Here is a 23,331-nt window from a genome sequence, read left to right as displayed (position 1 = left end):
CGCCGCACGGAACACATATTCGCGTTCCTGATGAAATGGAGAAAACCATGGAGTATCCGAAAGATCGAGTCTACATCCAGGAAGTCGTGACCCGCGACGGCTTTCAGAACGAGGCGACCTTCATTCCCACGGATGAGAAGATCTCATTGGTCAACCGGCTCGGTCGGTGCGGCGTTGCCAAAATCGAAGTGACGTCCTTTACTTCGCCGAAAGCGATTCCCGCGCTGAGAGATGCCGAAGCAGTGATGCAGCAGATCGAGAGAAGCCCTGATGTTGTCTACACAGTGCTTGTTCCAAACATTCGAGGCGCGGAGCGGGCGTTATCGTGTCAGCCGAATGAAGTCAATCTTGTGATGTCGACAAGTGAGTCACACAACTTGGCAAATTTGCGCATGGGGCGAGACGCATCTTTTTCTCAGCTCGCCGATGTCATTCGCTTGGTCCAGCAGACGTCTGTTGCCATCAACGTGTCGCTGTCGACGGCCTTCGGTTGTCCGATGGAGGGCGACGTCTCCTCTGCAGAAGTGTGCAAATGGGCTGAACGGTTTGCTGACTTGGGGGTCCAGGGCCTCACCATTTGCGACACGACCGGGATGGCGTATCCCGCGCAAGTATCGCATTTACTCGGTGATATGCGTCATCGGTTCCCCTCGCTTGAGCTGACGGCTCACTTTCACAATACCCGCGGGATGGCTCTGGCGAATTCAATCGCTGCCATGGAGGTAGGCATCCGCCGATTTGACGCTTCGCTTGGTGGGCTTGGTGGATGTCCGTATGCGCCTGGGGCGACGGGCAATGTGTGCACAGAGGACTTGGTGCATATGCTTGAGCTCAACGGCGCGAACACGGGGGTTGACCAGCATGCATTGCTAGACGCCGCAGGTATGCTGCGGGCCGTCGTGATGCGGGACACACCTGGTCAAGTGCTTAAGGCAGGAAGGCGACTCGATTTGCACCCGCTGCCAGCGCATGTTGCGCAAGCCTTGGCTTTGCGTTGTGAGCCCACCTGATTGCACGCCATTGTCCGCACGTCAGCGGATCCTGTTTGCTTTGTTGAAATTTTATTCATCATGGAAAAAGTTCGCCCACTGAGGGTGGTCTTTCTCGATAGCGACAGTATTGCGGGACGCATCAATCTGTTGCAACTGGCATTCCCGCATGACCTCGTCGTACACGGGCACACGTCGCCGAGTGAGGTGGCTGCTAGGGTCGAACATGCCGATATCGTAATCACGAACAAGGTTCGCCTCGATACCACGGCCATCGCCGCGGCGACGCGTCTGAAATTAATAGCAGTCGCTGCGACCGGCACAGATGTACTTGATCTCCAGGCGTGCTTTCACCATGGCGTGCAGGTTTCGAACATTCGCAACTATGCCGCATGCACGGTGCCGGAGCATACGTTTGCACTGATCTTCGCTCTGCGTCGCAGTCTGCTGTCCTATCGTGATGCTGTCAGAGCTGGACGATGGCAAGAGGTTGGGCGTTTCTGCTTCTTTGATCACCCCATCCGAGATCTGCACGGTTCGACCATCGGAATCATTGGTGACGGTGTTTTAGGACAAGCGGTTGCGGCGATCGCGCGCGCCTTGGGAATGTGTGTTTTGCGTTCCGAGCGGAAGGGAGCCACTCGTCTTCGTGATGGTTTTACGCCCTTTGATGAGATGCTGTCGCGCAGTGACATCATTTCGCTTCACTGCCCGTTGCTGCCGGCAACCTGCAACATGATTGGAGCCCCAGAGTTTGCAAGAATGGAGCAAAAGCCACTCCTGATCAACACGGCACGCGGTGGTTTGGTTAACGAATTGGCGTTAGTGGAAGCAATCAAGTCTGGAGTTTTGACCGGGGCTGCGTTTGACGTTGCGACGGAAGAGCCGCCATCGCCAACGCATCCGTTCCAAGAGTTACGAGATTACAGTAACTTCATTCTGACGCCGCACATTGCATGGGCAAGTGAACAAGCCATCGAGGGATTGATGAAGCAATTGAGTGAGAACATCTCGTCTTTCGTTGCAGGCGAGCCTCGCAATCTGGTGGCGCTCTCACGCTAGGATGATATGAAATAGACGGTGATCTTTCCCTGTTGAGCGCTCCATGCGGGTCTGTCTGGAGGCGACTTCCGTTGGCCTGTTTGTGGTCGTTTTTGCGCTGGCATCCCACTCGCGGAGACAATTCTGCAAAGGCTTGACGATGCCGAACGAGAAGTATTGGCGTCGATTGGCAAGATCGTTGCTAACGGCCGGTACTCGTTTGAGCGAAGCGATATTTGGAGGTCACACGTCGCCTTACGTTACGCAGATCGTTCACTGAGCCCGCTTGGCGGAATGAACTCGTCACGCAATATATGGAGCTTCCACCCAGGAGCGCTGTTGCGTCGAACTTCGATTGCAAAGCCGCGACGTTTTCGTAGATGCGTAGACGATTCCGTCTGCGAGGCCCCTCAGACAGTTGCCATGCGGTGTACGGTGGATTTCCGTCACAAGAAAGTCGAGCGCTGTCGTGTGCAACGATGGACTGTGAGTCAGAAAACACTCGACACTTAGGCGCCAACAACCCGAGCCTGATAGGTATCTTCGATGCTAAGTCTGTCCGTTTGGGATCGCTTCGGCTTGGCTATCCCTCGCTTGGAGAATGCCAATCGCGATGTCAGCAGCAGCCTGAACATGCGAGCGGCATGCCGCCGCCGCCGCCACTGGATCGCGCCGGTCGATGGCATCCACAATTTGGGCTAATTCTGCGATTGTGGCCGGCAAACGGTTGCTGCTGGAGAGTGATGTGGCCCGCAACTGGGCGTTGCGCGTCAGCAATTGATCTAGCATTCGCGCAACCAGCGTGTTACGGCATCCCTTGGTCATGATTTCGTAGAAGCGTCGCTTTATATCGAGTAGACCCTCTTGGGTGACCTCCGAACCGAAACGTCGCAATTCGTCGAACACCCCATGCAGTTCTGCGCGTTCCGCGTCATTCGCGCGAACGGCAAACCCTTCTCCAGCCAGAGCCTCGAGCGCTGCACGGACCTCATAAATCTCGGCGGCTTCTTCGATCGAGAGCACCGCTACGAACGGACCTCGATTGGCGTGCACCGTCACCAACCCCTCGGCCTCAAGGCGCCTAACCGCCTCGCGGACAACGCTACGGCTGGTACCAAACACCTCACACAGAACTCGATCGGGCAAGTGCTCACCAGGGGGGAATCTTCCTGAGACGATTGCAGCCCTAAGTCCATCTTCTACCTGGCGTCGCACAGATTGCGGGACGACTTTTAGTGAGTTGCTCATAAGGGGAGGGATGTTGGTGGACGCCGCATTTTACATCACAGTCGTACAAATGTCGGATTGACAGACAATTTATTGAATGTCATATTGTCTGACAATCGGACTGTCAGGCGAAATTTGGCTCTATCGGGGGGCAGTCGCTTCCGCCGTTCGACGCGTTGTCTCATTGATTTTTGATGAGCGTCGGCAGGCGGGCTGTTCGGTTGCTTACCCAAACGAACCACTATTAGGGAGATTTTGAATATGTCTGAAGATAATGCGCTGTTCGAAAAGGGCATGCCTATCCGACGCGAAGTCCTGGGGGCCGAATATGTCGATGCCTCGATGCAGAAGGCTGATCCGTTCATGATGTCCTTCCAGCGGGCCACGACGGCATGGGCTTGGGGCTGGGCCTGGGGTGACGAGACGTTGGATCGCAAGACACGTAGCTTGATGAACCTCGCAATGCTTACCGTCACGAGCCATTCCGATGAACTGAAGCTGCACGTGAAAGGTGCGCTCAACAACGGTGTAACCGTCGATGAGATCAAAGCAGCACTTCTGCACGCCACCGCGTACTCGGGGATCCCTTGTGGTCTGAAGGCATTCAAGGCGGCGCATGAAGTCCTCCTAAAAGAGGGGGTGTTGTCGTGAACGCCGACGGGTTCAACAAGGTTGCTTTCGTTGGTATCGGGAATATGGGCTGGCCCATGGCGGCGCGCCTTGTCGAGGCGGGTTTTCATTTGGCCGTATACGACGTCACTCCGGATCGAGCCAACAAATTTTCCAGCGACGTTGGCGGGGTGGCTGCCGAGACGCTTGAGCACGGGGTGGCGGGTGCGGACGCAGTGATAACGATGCTGCCGACGAGCAAGCATGTGGTCGAAGCGCTCGAGTCAGTCCGATCCTTGCTTTCGGTAGGGGCCTTGGTAATCGATATGACTTCAGGCATGCCGAGCGTTACCAAAGACGCTGCGTCGTCTTTGCGCGCCAATGGTATTTGCATGATCGACGCGCCAGTTTCCGGTGGTGTTTCGAAGGCAAAGACCGGTGAGCTTGCCATCATGACCGGCGGGGCTCCTGAAGACATCGCGCGTGCGAGACCGTTGCTTCAAGCAATGGGGACTGCCATCACAGAGGTGGGCTCCATTGGTGCTGGCCAAGCGATGAAGGCGCTCAATAACCTCGTCTCTGCCGGCGGTTTTCTAATTGGTATCGAAGCGCTGCTCATCGGTCAGAAATTTGGGCTAGACGCGGGCAAGATGGTCGACGTGATCAACGCGTCGACAGGGGTGAACAACAGCACGCAGAAAAAGTTTCGACAGTTCGTTCTCTCGCGCGCATTTAACAGCAATTTCGGCCTTGATCTGATGGTGAAGGACATTGGCATCGCGCTGGGCGTGGCGAATGAAGGTGGAGTCGTCGCACCGTTCTCCGCACTGTGCCGGGAGTTATGGAGCGGGGCAGCAAAGACTCTGGGGCATGGCCGCGATCACACGGAAATCGCGCGCTTCTGCGAAGCATTGACCGACATGAGGCTAGGCGAGGACTCCATCCAGTAGGTCGGACGCCCACCTATGGGCGAAATTTTTGATCAAGCAGTCAGTCGTTCGCATTAATCCTTTCGCATAAAGCGAATTTGCGGCTTTCTGTTTGATCGTTCATCGATTGCCGTTACCTAATTTCGGCTGCATCGCCAACATAGAGATTGTCCCTAGCTAGTCATTCTGGTTTGACATTGCGATACTTATATAACATTATCAAACAAATGACGGCGTTCAACCAGGACAATTCCCCCCATCATGAACACATCCCCGGTACACATTCCTCCTCTGACAGAGAATCAAGAGCTGAGCCGCACTGAGGAGCGGCAAATTGTGCTCGCCTCGACGCTAGGCACCCTGTTCGAGTGGTACGACTTCTTTATTTATGGGTCGCTCGCCGTCTTCATGAGCGCGATCGTATTCCCGCCTGATAATCCGATGGTCTCGCTGCTGGGGGCACTTGCCGCGCTCGCGGTCGGCTTTGTCATCCGGCCCCTTGGCGGAGCAATCTTTGGATATCTCGGTGACCGTTTCGGTCGCAAGTACATGTTTCTCGTCACGGTTGTCATGATGGGGGCCAGTACGGTCTTGCTCGGTTGCCTGCCTAGCTATTCGACTGCTGGTAATCTTTCCTGGATTTTGCTTCTGGTGTTGCGTGTTATTCAGGGACTTGCTGTAGGGGGCGAGTACGGTGGGGCAGTGGTGTATATCTCGGAACACTGTTCGCCCAAACGCCGAGGCCTATTGACCAGTTGGCTTCAGTCCACCTGCATGCTCGGACTTCTTGCTTGTACGGTTGTGATCGTACTTTGCAGGACTGCTATAGGCCCCGATGACTTCAAGGCATGGGGCTGGCGTGTGCCGTTTCTCGCTTCGATCGTTCTGTTGAGTATCTCTGTGTACATCCGTGCGCGTCTTCATGAGTCGCCGGTTTTCTCTCGGATGAAGTCGCAAGGGCGCTTGTCGAAGAATCCGTTGCGCGAAGCACTGTCGCAATGGTCGAATTTGAAGCTCATTTTGATTGCTCTTTTCAGCATTAATGCGGGGACCGTCGCATCGTTCTATACGGGGCAGTTTTACGTCGTTATTTTTCTGCAGCAAGCCGTGGCTGTTGACCAGTCGCTGGTGTACAACCTACTGTCGATTGCCTTTTTGATTGGTGTCCCGACTTACGTATTTCTCGGATGGCTCTCGGACAGGATTGGGCGAAAATGGATCATGATTGCGGGGATCTTTCTTACCGCACTTACGTTCCGACCGATGTTCGAAAGCCTTATTAGTGCGGGCAATCCTGCGTTGGTAGAGGCCACGATCGCGAAGCCAGTGACGCTGCACGCCTCAACAAATTCCGGAGACTGCTCGTTCAGTCTTGGCGCCGCGCTTTTGAGTAGTCATCCGGACAACAAAAAGGCGTGTGTGAAGGCAAAGCAGTATTTGGTGCAGCACGGCGTGAACTTCACGTATGTTCCGCCCGTCAACGGGCTGCCGGTTGCGATGTCCGTCAACGGACAGACAATCTCGGGATTTGACGCGAAGGCATATGGCGCTGCACTGCAAAGTGCGGGCTACCCCGAGAAGGCAGATCCAGCGCGAATCAATCGCACAAAAATCCTGCTCATCCTCATTGCCATGACCGTAATAGCGGCCATGACCTACGCCTCTCTTGCCGCATATCTGGTTGAGCTCTTTCCGGCGCGGATTCGGTACACCGCGATTTCGTTCCCCTATCACATTGGAGCTGGGATTTTTGGTGGGCTGCTGCCATTTATCGCGACTTACCTCACGTTGTCTGTTGGCGACGTGCTTGCAGGACTTTGGTATCCGATTGGTCTGAGCGCAATTTGTGGCGTTGTCGGGACGATTTTCCTCCCGAGCGGACCTCGGACTGGCATGGCAATGAGTGCTGCGGACGTCAATACGCCCACGGCCCAGTAGATTCGCGTACCGATTCCACCCTTAGGCTGTAAACGAGAAAGCCGCTAAGCGGCTTAGAACGTTGACCGCCCCCTCACTTCAGGAGGAAGAAAATGAATATCGATATGTCTCGCCAGGTTGATGCGTTGGGTTCGCTGCTCAAGGAGAAAGGTCTGTTTGATGATCAGACACATGCTGATTACGAACACAAGGTGACCGAAGAGTGGCTGCCAAAAAACGGGGCTAAGCTGTGCGCCAAGGCGTGGACCGACCCAGCATTCAAGGCATTCCTAATGGCCGACGGTAAGGCGGCAGCGGCATCGCTGGGTTTCATGATGCCCGAGCATCATGGAAGCCTGGTGGTGAAGGAGAACACCGCATCGTTGCAAAACGTCATCTGTTGCACGTTGTGTTCTTGCACCGCGTTTACGATCATCGGCATGGCTCCAGGTTGGTACAAGGACCTTGACTATCGTGCTCGAATTGTGCGAGAGGCACGCAAAGTGCTCTCGGAAATGGGGCTAACGTTGCCTGAGAGCATTGACATCAAAGTGTGGGATACCACTACGGACACGCGTTACATGATTTTGCCGATGCGTCCGCCGCAAACGGAAGGCTGGACGGAAGAGCAACTGGCCAGCCTGATTACTAAAGACTCACTAATCGGTGTAACCCGCCTCGAACCACCGTTCTCCCCGCTTCCCCGTCTCAACGACGTGTCTAAATAACAGGAGTGTAAACATGGACGGATTTCACGACTTGGGTGGGCGCCAGGGATTTGGTCGCGTCACCAAAGAGGGTAAGGCCGACCCATTTCATGAGGCGTGGGAAATTAAGGTGAGTTCCATCACCGGCGCCTTGGTGGGGCGACATCTGTACAACATGGACGAGTTCCGTCACGGCATCGAACGAATGGATCCCCGGCATTATATTGGTGCGTCCTACTTCGAGCGAACCTTTGCGTCAGTCGCCACGTTGTGTATCGAGAAAGGTATCTTCACCTACGAAGAACTATGTGCGGCAGTGGGAGAAGAGGTTCGTCTGTCCCGTCCCAGCAAAGGCGGCCGCATTGCGGCCGATCCGCTGCCGCAACTCGATATTGGGGATGTGGTTCGGGTAAAGGCAGACTTCGTACCTGGTCATATTCGCCTGCCGGCATACATCCGCGGCAAGAAAGGAACAATCGTTGGTGTCTCACCGGAGTATCCGTTTGCCGACGCGGCAGCGCATGGATTGGAGTCTCCCAAGCAGCGTAGCTACGACGTTTGCTTCAAGACTAGTGACATTTGGCCCAAGGATTCCGGAAGCCACGAGGTCCACGTTGGAGTATTTCACAGTTATCTCGAAAAAGTGGTCGAGTAACTCTATTTTGAGACGCCGCTCCAACGAGTTGGGGCGACCGTTTGTCGCCGCAAGTTAGGTGCCATAAAGGCCGAGCTTTATGCCTCAGCGCTCTCAAGCATCGGCCTGTGTGCTTTTTAGCCGCTCCTACTCGGACGTGGGTAGCTATGTAGTCGCGCATCTGCGAAAGTTCATGAAACCACTGAGTGCTCCATTTGTCCTTGAGGCCTTTGCTATATCGGGTCTGACACCGTCACTACCGCCAGAAGTTATCTCTAACGCGGTGGCTCCGATGCTCGTAGCAGCGGAGGCAGAGTTTGCTGTGCTTCCGTTTAGCTTGATGCCCGGTAAGTTTGAGGCTTTGCTCGCGAAGGGGGACACGTAATGTCCGTATTGCAGATGTCTCTGCGAGAAGTTTCTTTGGCACTGACAGACCGAGAGATATCAAGTGTCGAATTGATGGATGCGGTTTTGGATCGAGCGGAAGCGGTAGGCACGACGCTCAACGCTTTCCTACATATAGATCGCTCCGCGGCGTGCGCTGCCGCTCGGGTAGCCGATGCTGACCGCTTCGCGGGCCGAATCAAGGGACCGCTGCATGGCGTTCCTATGGCCCACAAGGACATGTTCTTCCGGGCGGGGGTACGTTCGTCATGTGGATCTGCGATCCCGATGCCGTTGGCAGACCGCACTGCAACAGTCCTCTCTCGGCTTGATGCTGCGGGAGCAATACAGTTCGGCGTTCTGAACATGGCGGAGTTTGCCGTCGGTGGGTCAGGGCATAACAAAACATTTGGACATTGCCGCAATCCATGGAACACCGAACGGATTTCCGGTGGGTCTTCGAGTGGGTCTGCTGCGTCGGTCGCTGCTAGAGCAAACTTCGCGGCATTGGGCTCAGATACGGGGGGGTCGATTCGAACGCCAGCGTCCGTTTGCGGCGTCACTGGGCTACGGCCTTCCTTTGGCAGGGTAAGCCGTGCGGGCGTGATGGGGCTGTCTCCAACGCTCGATACGGTGGGGCCTCTAGCGCGAACTGCCTATGACTGCGCGATGGTGATGAACGCAATCGCCGGCATAGACGCGGACGATCCTACTACCGCGGCGGCGTCTGCCGCAGATTTCCTTCATGGCATTGATGACTCGATTCGCGGTTTGCGGGTAGGCGTGCCTACCAATTATTACTCGGACGCAGTTGATCCGGCCATCCGCCATATCCTGGATGAGTCGCTGCGGGAGCTTCAGGAATTGAATTGTGTCGTCACACCGATTGAACTGCCCGACGTTAAGGCAATAGATGCGGCTGCCGCAATCGTATTCGCAACCGAGGGGGCGGCACTTCATGCGGCTCAATTGAGAGCGCATGGTGAGATGTATACAGACCAAGTCGTGGCGCGACTAGAGCGGGGATTCGTGATCCCAGCCCCGACATATCTCAATGCGGTTCGTTACAGAGCAGTGGCCGCGAAAGAGTTCATGCAGCGAGTCTTTTCGCAAGTCGACGTGATCCACATTCCAGTGCTCCCGATTCCAACGCCGACCATTACGGAAACGGACGTCGGGGGCGGAGACAAGATCGACGACATGCTGGGAAAATTGGTCGGATTAACTCGCCCCATAAGTTATCTTGGCTTTCCCGCCTTGTCGGTTCCAGCTGGCTTCACTAAGGATGGAATGCCGGTCGGAATGCAACTCGTAGGACGCCCAAATGCGGAAGCAACTTTGCTTCGAATTGGACACTCGTTTCAGGGGGCCACGGACTGGCACAAGCGTGCTCCAAATATTCCGTGATGTGTACGGTTGCGCTCATTGCTTGACGAGAAAGAGGCTGGTTGACGCCGCGTAGACGGTTGCTACGCGAGCGCCATGCCCATCATTTGCACTCAGTGGCCCGTCCGCGGGCCAGGCTTCTGAGTCATAGTTTGCCGACGGCAGCGTTACTTCGGGGAGCTTTGCGTTGGAAGCACGAATCGCAGAAAGTTCGTGGAACCCGGAGTACCAAACGGCATGCCGGCCACAATTGCAAACGGGCGAGATTCCGGTTCGAAGCCTTCTGCACGAACGACCCCAGTGGCGTGCAGAACCATGTCCTCTACGCTCTTGACGTCGTCGCCATGGACAGCATGGACACCCCACACAACCGCAAGCCGGCGCGCGGTCTCGACTTTGGGAGTCATGCCGATGATGGGCACGTTGGGGCGTTCGTGGGCAACGCGCAGGGCGCTAGCGCCAGACAGCGTGTATGTTACGCAAACCGACAGCGGCAGGATGTCTGCTGCCGTGCGAATGGCCGCACCGATCGCATCGGGGGCGTCAGCGCGCCGGGTTGCCGCAATGGCGCCCATGGTGTCTCGTTGCAGCCGGTCACGTTCGGTGTTCCGGATGATTCGAGACATCATCTGGACTGCCTCAACGGGATAGTCTCCGCTGGCCGACTCCGCCGACAACATCACAGCATCAACACCGTCGTACACAGCAGTCGCGACGTCGGATGCTTCAGCACGGGTAGGCGCAGGGTGGCTCACCATCGAATCGAGCATTTGCGTGGCTACAACGATGGGCTTGCCGGCTTCGCGACAGAGTCGGGTCAGACGCTTCTGAATTACCGGTACCTCTTCTGGAGGCATTTCAACGCCCAGATCGCCCCGAGCAACCATTATCGCGTCGGTCGCAGCGATAATTGCATCGATATCGGTAATAGCGGCAGGCTTTTCAATCTTTGCCATAATCCCGACGCTTGTGCCCACAATTTCCCGGAGTTCTTCAATATCGCTAGCTTTCTGGACGAAAGACAATGCCACCCAGTCGACGCCGAGTTGGAGCCCAAACTTGACGTCGCGGTGGTCTTTTTCTGTCAACGCCGACAGTTGCAGGGCGCAGTCAGGGACATTCACACCTTTTCTGTCGGAAACTTTGCCGCCCGTTTCAACCACCGTCTCAGCAAAATCCGGGCCGCACGAGGTCACTCGAAGGCGAACGCGGCCGTCATCGATGAGCAGTACATTGCCTGTTGACAAGGCCTCAAAAATTTCAGGGTGCGGTAACTGAGCGACTCGCCCGTTGCCGACCACACGCGCCAGTTGAAGACGAAACTCTTGTCCGGCATTGAGCTTCGCGTGGCCGTCGAGAAACGTGCCAAGTCGAAGCTTAGGCCCCTGCAAATCCAGCAGCACACCCAAAGGTCTGCCAACGTCGGACTCTACCTCACGAATTACACGAAGGCGTGCCGCATGGTCTTCATGCGTGCCATGACTGAAGTTCAGGCGGAACGTATCCGCGCCCGCTTGGACCAGTCGCAGAATCTTGTCTGCTTCCGATGAAGCAGGCCCCAAAGTTGCCACAATCTTTGTATGGCGCTCGCGGCGCAGGCTCATGAAAATCTCCGATGCTAATGCTACAACGCCAGGCTTCCAGGGCGATAAGCTCTGAAATCCGTAGCTACCTCTGATTGCATCAACTTGAGGAGGCGGCGAAGTATTTGTCGAAACGAAAAGGATAGCGAAGAATCGCCGATGCACATCCAACTGAATAAAGGGTAGACATGGCCGAAGTCGGGGACACGTCGAAACCACCGATCAAAAAAGGCACCTGAAGGAGAATTTTTTGCGCGATGGGCCGAATGTGTGCATGACATGCTGGGCTATTAGTATTACGAGCAGACCCGTACCGCAAGAGGCGTTTAATTCGGGGTAGCCCATTTCCTTTCGGGATTGTGGTGGTGGCTCGTTGAACCGGCGAGTTCACGCGTCCGCTTGCGGAATTGGCTCACGGACGCGTGCTTTGTTAGTTAGCCCACTTGATTGACGGGCTCGCCAGCGACAAACGATTCGATGTTGTCCACTAGCTGGTCAGCCAGACCTTGGGTCGCTTCCTCACTTGCCCAAGCCACGTGCGGGGTAAGGATGAAATCCGGGCGGTCCAGCAACGCATTAAACGGATGATTCGGCGGGGGCGGCTCCACACTAACCACATCGAACGCTGCGCCGGAGATAAGGCCGGCATCGAGCGCGGGGCCCACAGCAGCCTCATCAACGAGACCGCCGCGAGCCGTATTAATCAGGAGCGGCTTGCGCGACATTAGTGCAAACTCGTTGCCACCAATCAGGTCTCGAGTCGACGGCATCAGCGGACAGTGAAGCGTGACAATGTCCGACTTAGCGAGGACCTCTTCGAATGGGGTGTACAACGGTCCCATGTCGTTCCGACCCTTGTACGTCGAGAAGAGGACCTTCATGCCCAATGCCCGGCCCATCGTGGCGACCGACTGCCCAAGCACGCCATCGCCAATGATGCCGAGCGTCGAGCCGGCCAGGTCGCGGATGCGGTAATCGAAGAAGCAGAACTGGCCCGACTCCTGCCACCGTCCCTTGCGGACTGCATCCTGATATGCCGTGATGCTACGACGAAGAGCAAAAATCAGCGCGAAGGTGTGCTCGGGAACCGTGTTAATCGCGTAGTTTCGAATGTTGCTGACAATGATGCCCCGCGCGGAACAGGCACGCACGTCCACGTTGTCGTAGCCGGTTGCTGCCACGGCAACGAGTTTCAGTCGCGGCGCATCTGCGATGGCGCTTGCGGTCAGCTTTGACTTGTTCAGGACAACGATGTCGGCATCCGCGATGCGGGCGGGGACGTCCTCTGGCGCAGTGTATTTGAACACCTGAAGGGTGTGCGGGAAGTTCGGCGTTCGTAGGATTGTTTTCGGGGGAAGAGTCGCGCTGTCGAGAAAAACGATTTTCATGATTAATTGGTTCCAGCCGTTTCAAGGAGACGCTGGGCTTCAAGAACCACTGCGTCAGGCGTGATGTTGAAAAGGCGATAGAGAGCGTCAGCGGGGCCAGGCGCTCCAAAGCCCTTCATGCCGACAAATCCACCATCAGTTCCCAGATATTGGTCCCAGCCATACCTCACCGCGGCTTCGATACCAATCCGCACTCCGTCCTTGCCAAGGACAGTAGCCTTGTATGCGGCGTCCTGAGCATCGAAAAGTTCCCAGCAAGGAAGCGAAACGACTGCCGTAGCGATGCCGAGCGCTTCAAGTCGCTTCTGCGCTTCGAGCGCCATTGCTACTTCGGAGCCAGTTGCCAAAAGCGTGACCTGGCGCTTGCTGCTCGACGCCTCGGAGAGTACGTAGCCGCCTTTCTGGCTGAGATTTTCTTCAGTGTGGGCTTGTCGCACGCGCGGCAGCTTCTGGCGCGCAAACACCATGCTGACCGGGCCATTGCGATGCGCCATCGCAGTCTCCCAGCACTCGACTGCTTCGGTCGCGTCGGCGGGACGCATAACAAGCATGTTTGGCATGGCTCGCAGCGAGGCGAGAATCTCCACCGGCTGATGAGTGGGGCCGTTCTTACCTATGCCGATTGAGTCGTGACTGAAAACGAACTTCACAGGGAGGCGCATGAGCGCGGCCATCCTCATTGCGGGTCGCTCATAGTCAGAGAAAGCGAGGTAGGTGACGCTGAGAGGCAAAACGCCACCATGTGCGGCCATGCCGTTGGCCATGGCACCCATCAGATGCTCGCGGACGCCACAATGGACGTACGAGCCGCCACGATTGGTAGCGGTGAATGCCTGCAGCAGTCCCTTGTGGCCTGTCGGCGCTTCCAAGTCTGCACATCCAACCATGCGCTCGGGCATTACTTCGGCAAGGGCTTGATTGATTGCTCCGGAAATCTGGATGCCCCCAGGGAACTCGTCGGAATCGAAACACTTTCGCTTGAAGTCATGCAGGACTTGTTCCCAACCCGCAGGCAGTTCGCCACGCATAATGCGTTCGAACTCGGCCCGCGTTTCCGCCGGAAGAGCCGCCACCCGGGCCCTCCAGTCGTCATAGGTGTTCTGGTTGCGTACGCCGAAGCCGCGCCAAACTGAGAGGATGTCGCCCGGGATTTCGAACTGGCCATGTGGCCAATTGAGCAGCTCGCGAGCGGCCTTGCCGTCCTCTTCGTACAGGCGGGCACTGTGGCCGCCGCGTTGGCCCTGCACGCGTGGAATGCCTTTGCCAATGACCGTACGGCACGCAATCATCGAGGGGCGCGGGTCGGCTCGGGCCAACTCAAGCGCTTCGGAAACTTCAGTGATGTTATGTCCGTCGACTTCAATGACTTGCCAGCCGGCGACTCGGAACCGCTCCGCGACGTTCTCGCTAATGGAGAGTTCAGTCTTGCCGTCGTCTGTAATTTGGTTGTCGTCCCACAGCAGCGTGAGCTTCGACAGCATCAGGTGACCTGCCAGCGAAATCATTTCTTGGCCGATGCCCTCTTGCAGGCAACCGTCGCCGACGAATGCGTAGGTGCGGTGGTTGACGAGGTCATCACCGAAGCGGGCATTAAGGAATGCTTCAGCGACGGCCATACCAAAGGCATTTGCGATACCTTGGCCGAGAGGTCCAGTAGTGACCTCGATACCAAGCTTGGGGTCGTACTCGGGATGGCCGGCGCAGTGGGACCCGAGTTCGCGGAAGCTCTTCACCTGGTCAAGTGTGATGTGTTCGTAGCCGGTCAGATACAGCAGCGAGTACAGCAGCATCGAACCGTGGCCGTTAGAGAGAACGACGCGGTCGCGGTCCCACCAAGTGGGGTCTTGCGGGTTGAATTTTAGTTGTTTGGCGTAGAGAGCAGTGGCAATCTCTGCCATGCCTAGGGGCACGCCTTGGTGCCCCTCAGTTGCGCGGACAATCGCGTCGATGGAAAGAAAGCGAATGGCATGCGCCAGTGGCTGAAGTTCATGTGCGGTCATAGCTGTATGCACGCCGAGCGGACTTACTCGGCCGCTTTGTCTCCGTTTTAGTTTGTCGGAAGAGGACTTAATTCTTCGCGACAGTCTCTACGTGAGGCAAGCGATGAAAATTCAGGGATTATTGAATATGTGTCATGTAAGAAGTCCGCGGCGGAGGAAAGTCATTCCGCGCCGGTGAGACGGCTTTCCTCCCGCAACCATTTGAGGAAGCAAACCACCTCCGGGCGTGCAGCGTGCCGAGCTGGATAGACGACATGGTGCTGCACGATGTCGAGACCAAGCTCCTCGTCAAATACGCGGCAAAGGCGACCGGCCTTAATGTGGGCGGCGGCTAGCTTTGTGCTCTCAAGCGCAATTCCGAGGCCTTGGACTGCCGCATCGATACTCATCATTGAGCGGTCGAAGCGAAGCGGAATCCTCTCGGCATGCAGGTTCGGAGCGTAGTCCGCAAACCACTCGGGCCACTGTACGAGACTAATACGAGAGTGAATGAGGGGAGCCTGGACCAGGTCTTGGGGCGCCTGGACCGGGTTTCGGCAGAGGAAATCCGGGCTGGCCAGGGGGGCAACCCGCTCTGAGAACACCGGCTCGACCTCCAAATCAGGCCAGTTAGGCAAACCGTAACGGATGTCGATATCAACCTGCCCAATTTCGAAGTCCGAGTGCTCGGGAGAAGCGGATAGTCCTAGCGAGATTTCTGGATGGCGACGAGCAAAGTTGGCGATTCTGGGCATCAGCCAAAGGCTGGCAAAGCTAGGGCTGGAGTGAATGTAGAGCGAGTCCTCGACACCGTGTCGCAAGTCTTCGGTTGCGGAGTTAATGGCGCCAAGCGCACTGGCGACGCGTGAGAGATAGGTTTGCCCTGCAGGCGTCAGCTCTACGCCTCGCGTGGAGCGCTCGAAAAGCCTGAGTCCAATCAGCTTTTCCAACCGAGCAACCTGATGACTAACTGCCGACGGCGTCAGATGCAGTTCTGTCGCGGCAAGGGTAAAGCTCTTTCGGCGTGCAATGGCTTCAAAAGCTAGTAGAGACGTCAGCGGAGGAATCATGGCAGCCAACTGGTAAAGGCAGTTTTGCGATGCAGCATGCAGGGGCGTAAAGAATGCGTGACATTTTATCGGTTGCCGGGCGGATTGCTGTAACCGGGAATCACTGCGCTCGCAGCCAAACTCCCTTCAACCGGCAGGTTGGCGTTGCCGCGTTTGGTGGCACCAGTTTACTCTTCCGACCGACGAGGCCACTAAGGGCTGGTTCTTTGGAGACGCCGAAGCACGGCGTCCCTTGTTTTGAAGGAAACGAGACCTATCTGATTGCGCCGCCACAGCGTTTGCTGGAGGCGGCCCCTGAGGCGGCGAAGTCCGCCGGCGTTAATGCTTACGTTCTCTCCGATGAAGTTAAGGGTGAGTCGCGCGTTGTTGGGATGGTGCATGCAGCGCTTGCACGTGCCGTCTCCAAACGAGGTGAACCCCTCTTGCTGCCCTGCGTAATTCTGTCGGGAGGCGAGACCACAGTCACCGTGCGACCTCGCGAGTCGGGACAGGTCTGATGCCTCTTCCTTGACCTGACGTTGAGCGAGGGCCGGCGACGCTTCGAGCCTCAGTCGTTATTCAGACTCGGACTCTCCGCCAGTGCTTGCATGAGCCACTCCCGGAACAGACGCATTTTCGGGAGGTGGCCGCGACTGGAGAGATAGTTAAGGCTATGGCATTCGATGCGAGGGCCGTCTTTGCCGAAGGGAAGGACTAGAACGCCCGATGCAAGCTGCCGCTCGACCAACAGCATGCTTTCCAAGCACACGCCCAAGCTATCGATTGCGGCAAAAATCGACATGAACGAGCGATCGAAGCGGGGCCCTCGTCCGAGGTTCAGCTGCACACCTGGATGGTCAGCTTCCCAGTTTCGCCACGTGTAAAGATTTACCTCCGAATGGATAAGCATTTGATGTGCGAGGTCAGTGGGGCTTCGAAGGCCCGGGTTCTCTTCAACCAGATTCGGTGAGCAAAGAGCCACGATAGGTTCGGGCGGAAACATCTCTGTCTCTATCCCTGCTCGTGCTAGTCCCGCCCCATAGCGAATATCGAAGTCCACCATGCCGTCCTCAAGGTCAACCTTTTCGCCCGAGGCGGTAATCCGCACGTCTACGTCTGGGTACATCGTCGTGAAGCGTGCGATTCTTGGCATCAACCACTGGGCGCCAAGGCTGGGTACAACGTGCACATTAATAAGGTCACTCTTTCCGGCCTGGGAAATCTCTTGAACGCCTGATTCGATTTGACCAAAGGCGTCTCCGATGTTCCTTGCAAACTTCCGGCCGGCATCGGTGAGGATGACAGAGCGGTGAATGCGATGGAACAGGTGAATGCCGAGAAGCCGCTCCAGGTCCCGAATACGGTGACTCACGGCGGACGGCGTCAAATGTAGCTCTTCCGCGGCGCGGATGAACGAGCCCAAGCGGGACGCCGCTTCAAAGGCTTGGAGAGTTGCCAAGGGGGGAATTTTGCGCACAATAAGAACGAACTCACATCACCGATTAGCCCTTTTAAATCTGTTCCCTGCATGCGTCAAGGTGAATCGCTAATTGATGTGTACTTACAGGTAAACGATTGTCCTTACCGAGGTACGGTCCCGAGCACACGGCCGCCGGCCGATATCTCTTGAATCGCCCCTTCAACTCGCACTTTTTTGAGCACAAATGCTTCGCATTTAGCCTAACGTAAGGGCGTTGGGGCTCGAGACGGTCATGAAGCGTACGAAGCAGTACGTTCCCTCCGGTTCGCTCCCCGTCACGAATCAAGTCTCCCCGTTGGTCGGCGAAATGGTGAATCCAGCTCACTCATAATCGATTTTTATTCTCTTGACCGCATGATTTCCGTGAGCCAACATTCCATCAACGGGCTAGGCAACGCCCTATAAATAGAAGCACGTCCACCGCCGTCGTGCTCTGGAGACAACATGAAAACGTCGAAATGCATTTTCAAATTTCTAGCGCGAAATTGAGCTTTTTTTGAAGCGAAATATCCACGCGCGAAGTCAATTTCTTATTTTTAAAGTCATCCCGGGTAAGCGGTGTGCTGCAAGAAGTTCGCGCTGCTGCTTTTCCGGTTGCCTTTATGTCTTCCCTGCTTTCACTGGTCAGGGCAAGGGGCGATGGGATGACTCTGCAGTTCTGTGACACTTCACGGCTGTGTCAGACGCCAACGCCCAGCCCGCTGCCTTTAAAGGAAATGAAATGACCCAAGTTTCAAGTCAGTACGCCGACCTAGATGATGTCACTCTGCACTACCTCACGGCGGGCGAGGGGTTCCCCGTGGTGCTGCTGCATGGCATTCCGCAGACTTCGTACGAATGGCGTTTCATTATTCCGGAGCTCGCCAAGAAGTACTCCGTGATTGCTCCGGACCTGCGCGGCCTCGGCGATTCCTCCAGGCCCGGCTCCGGCTACGACAAGAAGACGGTCTCCAACGACGTCTGGCAACTACTGCAGAAGCTGAACATCAAGGAATTCTTCCTTGTTGGTCACGACTGGGGCGGTCCGACGGCATTCTCGCTGGCCGCTCAGCATCGGGAGGCGGTGCGCAAGCTCGTAATTCTCGACGTCGCGATTCCGGGCGACGGCCACGACTTTTCACAGAACGGCCGGCGTTGGCACCACGCGCTCTTCCGCACCCCCGACTTCCCTGAGGCGCTGTTCCAAGGCCGTGAACACCTGATTCTCAACTGGCTGTTTGAAAACTACGGTCATCGCCCGACCTGCATTTCCGAAGAAGACAAGAGGGAATACCTGCGCACCTACGCCAAGCCCGGTGCCATGCGCGCGATGTACTCCTTCTATCGCGCATTGCCCCAAGATAACGAAGACAACAAGGCAATGCTGGAAGCCAACGGCAAGCTCGGGATGCCTGTCCTCGCCCTGGGAGGAAGTAAGAGCTTCGGCCGCGGTATGGACACGATTGAATCCGTGAAGCGCGTTGCAGAGGACGTCCGTGGCGGCTTGATTCCGGACTGTGGTCACTGGGTTACTGAGGAACAGCCGGAATTCATCTCGCAGCAATTGATGGAGTTCTTTGGCGAGTGAGGGGCACGGTTCGGTAATGCGATATTAAACAAATTAAGGAGACAACATGGTCAATTCCACCCGTCGCAGGCTTGTGCTCACTGGGGCAGCGGCAGCTGGTGCCTCAATGGCGTTCCCGGGCCTGGTTTTCGGCCAGGCAAAGTTCAAGCTGAAGTGCGCGAATATCATGCCGGCCGACCATCCTCTGAACGTTCGCTTGCGAGAAGCGAGCGCAAAAATCAAGGAGCAGACCAACGGTGCGGTAGACATCCAAGTCTTCCCATCAAGTCAGTTGGGAACCGATGCGGATATGCTCGCGCAGGTGCGCGCGGGTGGCATCGACCTATTCGTCCAGACCGGACTCGTCCTGGCGACGCTTGTCCCTGTTGCGTCCATCAATGGCATCGGATTCGCATTCTCCGATTACAGCAAGGTATGGGCTGCAATGGACGGTGCATTGGGCAAGCACGTCATCAATGCCTTCTCCAAGGCAAACCTCATCGCCTTCGACAAGATGTGGGATAACGGGTTCCGCCAGACCCTTTCTTCGAACAAGGCAATTCGCACGCCGGACGACATCAAAGCCTTCAAGATTCGCGTTCCCCCGAGTCCCCTGTGGACGTCCATGTTCAAGGACATTGGCGCCTCGCCGGTTTCCATTCCTTGGGGCGAGACGTATTCCGCGCTTCAGACAAAGGTCGCCGACGGGTTGGAGAACCCTCTCGCTGGCATCTACTTCGCGAAGATGTACGAGGTGGGCAAGTACATCTCGAACACCAACCACATGTGGGATGGCTTTTGGATGGTCGCCAATCGACGCTCCTTCGAGGCTATGCCGGCCGCGACGCGCGACATCATCACAAAGGTGATGAATGACAGCGCGCTGCAGCAACGCGCCGACGTGGAGAAACTGAACAAGGAACTCAAGGTCAATCTGACGGCCAAGGGAATCCAATTCTCTGACGTGGATACCAACGCATTCCGAACCAAGTTGCAGCAATCCGGCTTCTACTCTGACTGGCGCAAGCGGATGGGCGACGAGGCATGGGGGCTACTGGAAGCAACGGTTGGCAAGCTGGCGTAATCCGCCAAAAAGTGAGGCTTGTGATGGAAACCTTATCATCGACGCTGACCATTGGACGTCGAACCTTTGCCGATTCATGTGAGCATGTCCTGCTCCGCTGCGTAGAAATCGTGGCATCGATTATTCTCGTTGGGGAAATCGGCATTCTCGCGACCGGCGTGATTGCGCGCTACGTTCTCGACACCCCGATTACGTGGTCCGACGAGTTAGCCTCAATTCTCTTCATTTGGCTATCGATGCTAGGGGCGTCTATCGCATTCCAGCGCGGACAGCACATGCGTATGACCGCATTGGTCGGGCGCTCGAACTCCCGCAATCGACGAGTACTCGAAACCATTGCACTGGCTGTACCCTTAGCGTTTATGGTTGCGATTCTGCTCCCGGCGATTGACTACGCCATGGAAGAGGCCATTGTGACGACGCCCGCGTTGGAAATTTCCAACCTGTGGCGTTCCGCGGCGCTGCCCACTGGCGTCGCCCTCATGATTGTCTTTGCCGCCTTCAGGATTCTTAAGGAGAGGATGTTTCGCAGCATCCTCATCGCTGCGGTCGTTGCGATAGCGGTCTACGTGTTGCTGACGGTGGCCAAGCCAATATTTACTGACTTGGGAAATTGGAATTTGTTGATTTTCTTCGTTGGGATGATTGGGCTAGGTGTAGCTCTCGGGGTGCCAATCGCGTTTGTGTTCGCACTGTCGGCCATTGCGTATGTCTTCACCTCAACGTCGACACCGGCAATCGTTCTCGCGGGCCGACTCGATGAGGGGATGAGCCACCTTATCTTGCTGGCGGTGCCGCTCTTCGTCTTCCTGGGGTTACAGATTGAGTCGAATGGGATGGCGCGGGCTATGGTGGGCTTTCTCGCAACGCTGCTTGGACATGTCCGGGGAGGCTTGTCGTACGTGCTGGTCGGGGCCATGTATCTGGTTTCCGGCATCTCGGGGTCGAAGACTGCGGATATGGCTGCGGTTGCTCCGGCGCTCTTCCCGGAGATGCAGCAGCGCGGTGCCAAGCCTGGTGACCTCGTAGCGCTATTGGCTGCAACAGGCGCGCAGACCGAAACAGTTCCTCCCAGCATCGTGTTGATTACGATTGGTTCTGTGACGGGGGTTTCAATTTCAGCCTTGTTCACCGGTGGTTTATTGCCAAGCGTTGTGCTCGGTATCACGTTGTGCACTGTCGTGTGGTGGCGCTACAAGAACGAAGACCTATCCTCGGTCAAGAAAACGCCAAAGGCTAAGATTGCAAAGGCTTTCATAGTGGCACTGCCGGCTCTTGCACTCCCGTTCGTAATTCGAGCGGCCGTGGTAGAGGGGATGGCTACTGCAACTGAAGTCTCGACAATTGGCATCATCTATTCGCTGGTTGTTGGCGCGATTGTGTACCGCCATTTCGACATCAAGCGGTTGGGCCAGATGCTGGTAGAGACTGTTTCGCTGTCCGGTGCAATCCTTTTCATCATCGGTGGGGCTACTACAGTCGCTTGGTCGCTGACGCAGTCGGGCTTCTCGCAAGACCTGGCGGCACTGATGAGCAGCCTTCCGGGCGGACCGGCTATGTTCATCGCGGTTTCCATCGTCGCCTTTGTGATTCTTGGCAGCGTACTGGAAGGTATTCCGGCGATTGTCCTGTTTGCCCCGCTCGTTTTCCCAATCGCGAAAAGCCTCGGTGTCAATGAAGTTCACTATGCAATGATTGTCGTGCTGTCGATGGGCATGGGTTTGTTCATGCCGCCAGTCGGCGTTGGCTACTACGCTGCCTGTGCGGTGGCGCGAGTGGAGCCAAGTGAAGGACTTCGACCCATATGGGGTTACATGATTGCCCTCTTCGTGGGGCTTGTGCTGGTCGCAATGATTCCATGGTTGTCGATTGGCTTCCTTTAATCCATGGCGCCTCCCTCTGGCCTCTACCTCGGTAGAGGCCTTTTTGTAGTAATGGTCTAATCGATCCGAGCACTGATTTAGGCGAGAATGCTCGTCATGGAGAGGTGTCTGATGCCGAGGCAACGTCGTTCGTTTTCCCCCCGAGTTCGAGTAGCAAGCAGTCTGTCTGGTCCTCGACCAGGGCTATAGCTTTATCGAAGCGAGCCGCTCGGTCGGCGTAGGCGAGACGGTGCTGCGCCGTTGGGTGCAGCAGTTGCAAATGGAGCGCCAGGGCGTCACCCCGCAAGGCAAGGCAATCACGCCGGATTAGCAACGTATCCAGGAACTCGAGGCGCGCGTTGAACGCCTCGAGCGCGAGATGGCCATTTTTAAAAAAGTATGGTCTGCCCCAGATTTGCAAGTCGCTGGGTTACCGCTTCAACAGAACAACGTTTGCGTCAATGTATCCGGCCTGTTTGCGCAGTGCGTGACTGCTGGCCATGATGGAATCCGCGCACACCAAGCCCAATAAAGCGTTCAGTCATGGATGACTGCTTTTTAGCCGGGCGCCGGTCAACGGTTCTGTGTCATCCGCTAATCAGGGCTCATAAAACAGGACTTCGGCACTTCTTTGTGCTCAGATGCCTAACGGCGCTTCGGGGAATGGTCGATATGGCAGTCGGCTAGTCAATACCTTCCAGCAGATTCGGACGATCTTGTTGGCCAGCGCAATGAGTGCGACGTGCGGATGACTTCGCTGCTCAAGTTCATGAAGCCACAAACCTATTCGAGGCTGATCGCGCTTCATGTGGATCATCAAGGCGCGCGCCCCCTGGATCACCATCATCCGCAAGTAGGCGTTCCCGCGCTTACCAAACCAGTTCTTGCCGAGATCAATTCCGATGACGTGGACGTGGTGCTCGCTCATGGTCGCTCTCCTTGAAGTGGCCGCGCACAGTATCGCGCAGGAGGTGGGGCAGACCATTCCATTAGGTTACCGCGCTCTTGATGTCGGAAGGCATCGAACGTACGCAGTAATCGACCAGATCTGCGGAAGCGAATCGGTCGAGTTGATCTGTGCGGTGTTCGACGTCTCGCGGCCCTGCCTATATGCCCACCGAGAGCGTGCTCAGCGTGTTGATACCGAACGCATGGCGCTGCGCAGTCGCGCGCATCATCTGTTCGTGGAGAGCCGCAGTTCGGCGGGCAGGCGTAGCATCATGGGCATGATTCGCGAGGAAGGCACGGCGATTGGCCGCTTCAAGGCCAGTCGCTTGATGGAAGAGCTGGGGCTGATCTGCAAGCAGCCCGGCAGCCATGCCTACAAGCGGGCCACGGTGGAGCGGATCGAAATCCCGAACCATCTCAACCGTAAGTTCGCGGTGAATTCCCAGGATCAGGTCTGGTGCGGAGACATCACGTATGTCTGGGCGCAAGGCCATTGGCATTATCTGGCAGGGGGGGCTCGACTTGTTCACGCGACGGGGCGTCGGCAGGGCATTACCATACGGGGGCCGGTCTGCGCGTAGCGCCGGAG

At 56.4% G+C, this 23,331-nt stretch carries 18 protein-coding genes and 3 pseudogenes; 14 read left to right on the top strand and 7 right to left on the bottom strand.

Features of this window, described 5'->3' with window-relative positions; all coding sequences use genetic code 11:
* The first annotated feature begins 47 nt into the window (after window positions 1–47).
* The gene (locus PCE31107_RS13650; RefSeq protein ID WP_150609060.1) at window positions 48–1,010 is read left to right on the top strand and encodes a hydroxymethylglutaryl-CoA lyase; all 963 of its coding nucleotides are present in this window, start codon (window positions 48–50) and stop codon (window positions 1,008–1,010) included.
* A gap of 60 nt (window positions 1,011–1,070) precedes the next feature.
* Complete coding sequence (locus tag PCE31107_RS13645; protein ID WP_174966661.1) at window positions 1,071–2,051, top strand: D-2-hydroxyacid dehydrogenase; 981 nt, start codon at window positions 1,071–1,073, stop codon at window positions 2,049–2,051.
* A gap of 528 nt (window positions 2,052–2,579) precedes the next feature.
* Here PCE31107_RS13645 and PCE31107_RS13640 read toward each other — a convergent pair.
* Window positions 2,580–3,278: a GntR family transcriptional regulator gene (locus PCE31107_RS13640; protein WP_150609058.1), complete on the bottom strand. Its 699-nt coding sequence runs from the start codon at window positions 3,276–3,278 to the stop codon at window positions 2,580–2,582.
* A 240-nt stretch (window positions 3,279–3,518) separates the two neighbouring features.
* Here PCE31107_RS13640 and PCE31107_RS13635 point away from each other — a divergent pair, with 240 nt between their 5' ends.
* From PCE31107_RS13635 to PCE31107_RS13610, 6 genes are all read left to right on the top strand, one after another.
* Window positions 3,519–3,908 carry a carboxymuconolactone decarboxylase family protein gene (locus PCE31107_RS13635; RefSeq protein ID WP_150609056.1) on the top strand — a complete coding sequence of 130 codons (390 nt, stop codon included), beginning with the start codon at window positions 3,519–3,521 and terminating at the stop codon, window positions 3,906–3,908.
* A complete protein-coding gene (locus PCE31107_RS13630) occupies window positions 3,905–4,816 on the top strand; it encodes an NAD(P)-dependent oxidoreductase (protein WP_246181827.1) in 912 nt (303 codons plus the stop codon). The genes PCE31107_RS13635 and PCE31107_RS13630 overlap by 4 nt, the downstream gene beginning before the upstream one ends.
* Window positions 4,817–5,056: 240 nt before the next feature.
* Entirely contained in the window at window positions 5,057–6,733 is a 1,677-nt protein-coding gene (locus tag PCE31107_RS13625; RefSeq protein ID WP_150609054.1) for an MFS transporter, read from the top strand.
* Between the two features lie 92 nt (window positions 6,734–6,825).
* Complete coding sequence (locus PCE31107_RS13620; RefSeq protein ID WP_150609052.1) at window positions 6,826–7,440, top strand: nitrile hydratase subunit alpha; 615 nt, start codon at window positions 6,826–6,828, stop codon at window positions 7,438–7,440.
* A gap of 13 nt (window positions 7,441–7,453) precedes the next feature.
* A complete protein-coding gene (nthB, locus tag PCE31107_RS13615) occupies window positions 7,454–8,074 on the top strand; it encodes a nitrile hydratase subunit beta (protein WP_150609050.1) in 621 nt (206 codons plus the stop codon).
* Between the two features lie 363 nt (window positions 8,075–8,437).
* Window positions 8,438–9,844, top strand: coding sequence for an amidase (locus PCE31107_RS13610; RefSeq protein WP_150609048.1), 1,407 nt, complete (start codon window positions 8,438–8,440; stop codon window positions 9,842–9,844).
* 146 nt (window positions 9,845–9,990) lie between these two features.
* Here PCE31107_RS13610 and pyk read toward each other — a convergent pair whose 3' ends face one another.
* The 4 genes from pyk to PCE31107_RS13590 all read right to left on the bottom strand — a co-directional run bounded on the left by pyk (window position 9,991) and on the right by PCE31107_RS13590 (window position 15,843).
* Entirely contained in the window at window positions 9,991–11,421 is a 1,431-nt protein-coding gene (gene pyk / locus PCE31107_RS13605; protein ID WP_174966660.1) for a pyruvate kinase, read from the bottom strand.
* Window positions 11,422–11,840: 419 nt separating this feature from the next.
* Window positions 11,841–12,794 (bottom strand): D-2-hydroxyacid dehydrogenase, encoded by a 954-nt coding sequence (locus tag PCE31107_RS13600; RefSeq protein ID WP_150609045.1) that lies wholly within the window; start codon window positions 12,792–12,794, stop codon window positions 11,841–11,843.
* A 2-nt stretch (window positions 12,795–12,796) separates the two neighbouring features.
* A complete protein-coding gene (gene tkt / locus PCE31107_RS13595; protein ID WP_150609043.1) occupies window positions 12,797–14,794 on the bottom strand; it encodes a transketolase in 1,998 nt (665 codons plus the stop codon).
* Between the two features lie 161 nt (window positions 14,795–14,955).
* Window positions 14,956–15,843, bottom strand: a complete 888-nt coding sequence (locus tag PCE31107_RS13590; protein WP_150609041.1) for a LysR substrate-binding domain-containing protein — start codon at window positions 15,841–15,843, stop codon at window positions 14,956–14,958.
* A 191-nt stretch (window positions 15,844–16,034) separates the two neighbouring features.
* Between PCE31107_RS13590 and PCE31107_RS23680 the strand changes: the two are divergent.
* A pseudogene (locus PCE31107_RS23680) lies at window positions 16,035–16,331 on the top strand (glycerate kinase); the annotation flags it as partial.
* A 59-nt stretch (window positions 16,332–16,390) separates the two neighbouring features.
* Here the strand turns inward: PCE31107_RS23680 and PCE31107_RS13585 are convergent.
* A complete protein-coding gene (locus PCE31107_RS13585; protein WP_246181826.1) occupies window positions 16,391–17,281 on the bottom strand; it encodes a LysR substrate-binding domain-containing protein in 891 nt (296 codons plus the stop codon).
* A gap of 742 nt (window positions 17,282–18,023) precedes the next feature.
* Here PCE31107_RS13585 and PCE31107_RS13580 point away from each other — a divergent pair.
* The 4 genes and pseudogenes from PCE31107_RS13580 to PCE31107_RS23675 form a co-directional block, all read left to right on the top strand.
* Complete coding sequence (locus PCE31107_RS13580; protein ID WP_150609037.1) at window positions 18,024–18,869, top strand: alpha/beta fold hydrolase; 846 nt, start codon at window positions 18,024–18,026, stop codon at window positions 18,867–18,869.
* Between the two features lie 46 nt (window positions 18,870–18,915).
* Window positions 18,916–19,932 (top strand): TRAP transporter substrate-binding protein, encoded by a 1,017-nt coding sequence (locus PCE31107_RS13575; protein WP_150609035.1) that lies wholly within the window; start codon window positions 18,916–18,918, stop codon window positions 19,930–19,932.
* A gap of 23 nt (window positions 19,933–19,955) precedes the next feature.
* The gene (locus tag PCE31107_RS13570; protein WP_150609033.1) at window positions 19,956–21,815 is read left to right on the top strand and encodes a TRAP transporter large permease; all 1,860 of its coding nucleotides are present in this window, start codon (window positions 19,956–19,958) and stop codon (window positions 21,813–21,815) included.
* A gap of 111 nt (window positions 21,816–21,926) precedes the next feature.
* Window positions 21,927–22,209: pseudogene (locus tag PCE31107_RS23675) on the top strand (transposase); the annotation flags it as partial.
* A gap of 222 nt (window positions 22,210–22,431) precedes the next feature.
* Here PCE31107_RS23675 and PCE31107_RS13560 read toward each other — a convergent pair.
* The gene (locus PCE31107_RS13560) at window positions 22,432–22,722 is read right to left on the bottom strand and encodes a hypothetical protein (protein WP_150609031.1); all 291 of its coding nucleotides are present in this window, start codon (window positions 22,720–22,722) and stop codon (window positions 22,432–22,434) included.
* A 64-nt stretch (window positions 22,723–22,786) separates the two neighbouring features.
* On the opposite strand from PCE31107_RS13560, the pseudogene PCE31107_RS13555 reads away from it, so the two are divergent.
* Window positions 22,787–23,297, top strand: a pseudogene (locus PCE31107_RS13555) (transposase family protein); the annotation flags it as partial.
* Window positions 23,298–23,331: the final 34 nt, after the last annotated feature.

The sequence above is a fragment of the Pandoraea cepalis genome (assembly GCF_902459625.1).
Lineage (GTDB): Bacteria > Pseudomonadota > Gammaproteobacteria > Burkholderiales > Burkholderiaceae > Pandoraea > Pandoraea cepalis.
Note: the sequence above shows the minus strand (reverse complement) of the source record. Positions and strands in the feature narration are given on the sequence as shown.

Excerpts from the sequence above, each read along its gene's own strand:
- PCE31107_RS13620 (WP_150609052.1), top strand. The coding sequence starts at position 6,826 with ATGAATATCGATATGTCTCGCCAGGTTGATGCGTTGGGTTCGCTGCTC.
- PCE31107_RS13645 (WP_174966661.1), top strand. The coding sequence starts at position 1,071 with ATGGAAAAAGTTCGCCCACTGAGGGTGGTCTTTCTCGATAGCGACAGT.
- PCE31107_RS13570 (WP_150609033.1), top strand. The coding sequence starts at position 19,956 with ATGGAAACCTTATCATCGACGCTGACCATTGGACGTCGAACCTTTGCC.
- tkt (WP_150609043.1), bottom strand. The coding sequence starts at position 14,794 with ATGACCGCACATGAACTTCAGCCACTGGCGCATGCCATTCGCTTTCTT.
- PCE31107_RS13625 (WP_150609054.1), top strand. The coding sequence starts at position 5,057 with ATGAACACATCCCCGGTACACATTCCTCCTCTGACAGAGAATCAAGAG.
- PCE31107_RS13575 (WP_150609035.1), top strand. The coding sequence starts at position 18,916 with ATGGTCAATTCCACCCGTCGCAGGCTTGTGCTCACTGGGGCAGCGGCA.
- PCE31107_RS13635 (WP_150609056.1), top strand. The coding sequence starts at position 3,519 with ATGTCTGAAGATAATGCGCTGTTCGAAAAGGGCATGCCTATCCGACGC.
- PCE31107_RS13560 (WP_150609031.1), bottom strand. The coding sequence starts at position 22,722 with ATGAGCGAGCACCACGTCCACGTCATCGGAATTGATCTCGGCAAGAAC.
- nthB (WP_150609050.1), top strand. The coding sequence starts at position 7,454 with ATGGACGGATTTCACGACTTGGGTGGGCGCCAGGGATTTGGTCGCGTC.
- PCE31107_RS13610 (WP_150609048.1), top strand. The coding sequence starts at position 8,438 with ATGTCCGTATTGCAGATGTCTCTGCGAGAAGTTTCTTTGGCACTGACA.
- PCE31107_RS13640 (WP_150609058.1), bottom strand. The coding sequence starts at position 3,278 with ATGAGCAACTCACTAAAAGTCGTCCCGCAATCTGTGCGACGCCAGGTA.
- PCE31107_RS13580 (WP_150609037.1), top strand. The coding sequence starts at position 18,024 with ATGACCCAAGTTTCAAGTCAGTACGCCGACCTAGATGATGTCACTCTG.
- PCE31107_RS13650 (WP_150609060.1), top strand. The coding sequence starts at position 48 with ATGGAGTATCCGAAAGATCGAGTCTACATCCAGGAAGTCGTGACCCGC.
- PCE31107_RS13600 (WP_150609045.1), bottom strand. The coding sequence starts at position 12,794 with ATGAAAATCGTTTTTCTCGACAGCGCGACTCTTCCCCCGAAAACAATC.
- PCE31107_RS13590 (WP_150609041.1), bottom strand. The coding sequence starts at position 15,843 with ATGATTCCTCCGCTGACGTCTCTACTAGCTTTTGAAGCCATTGCACGC.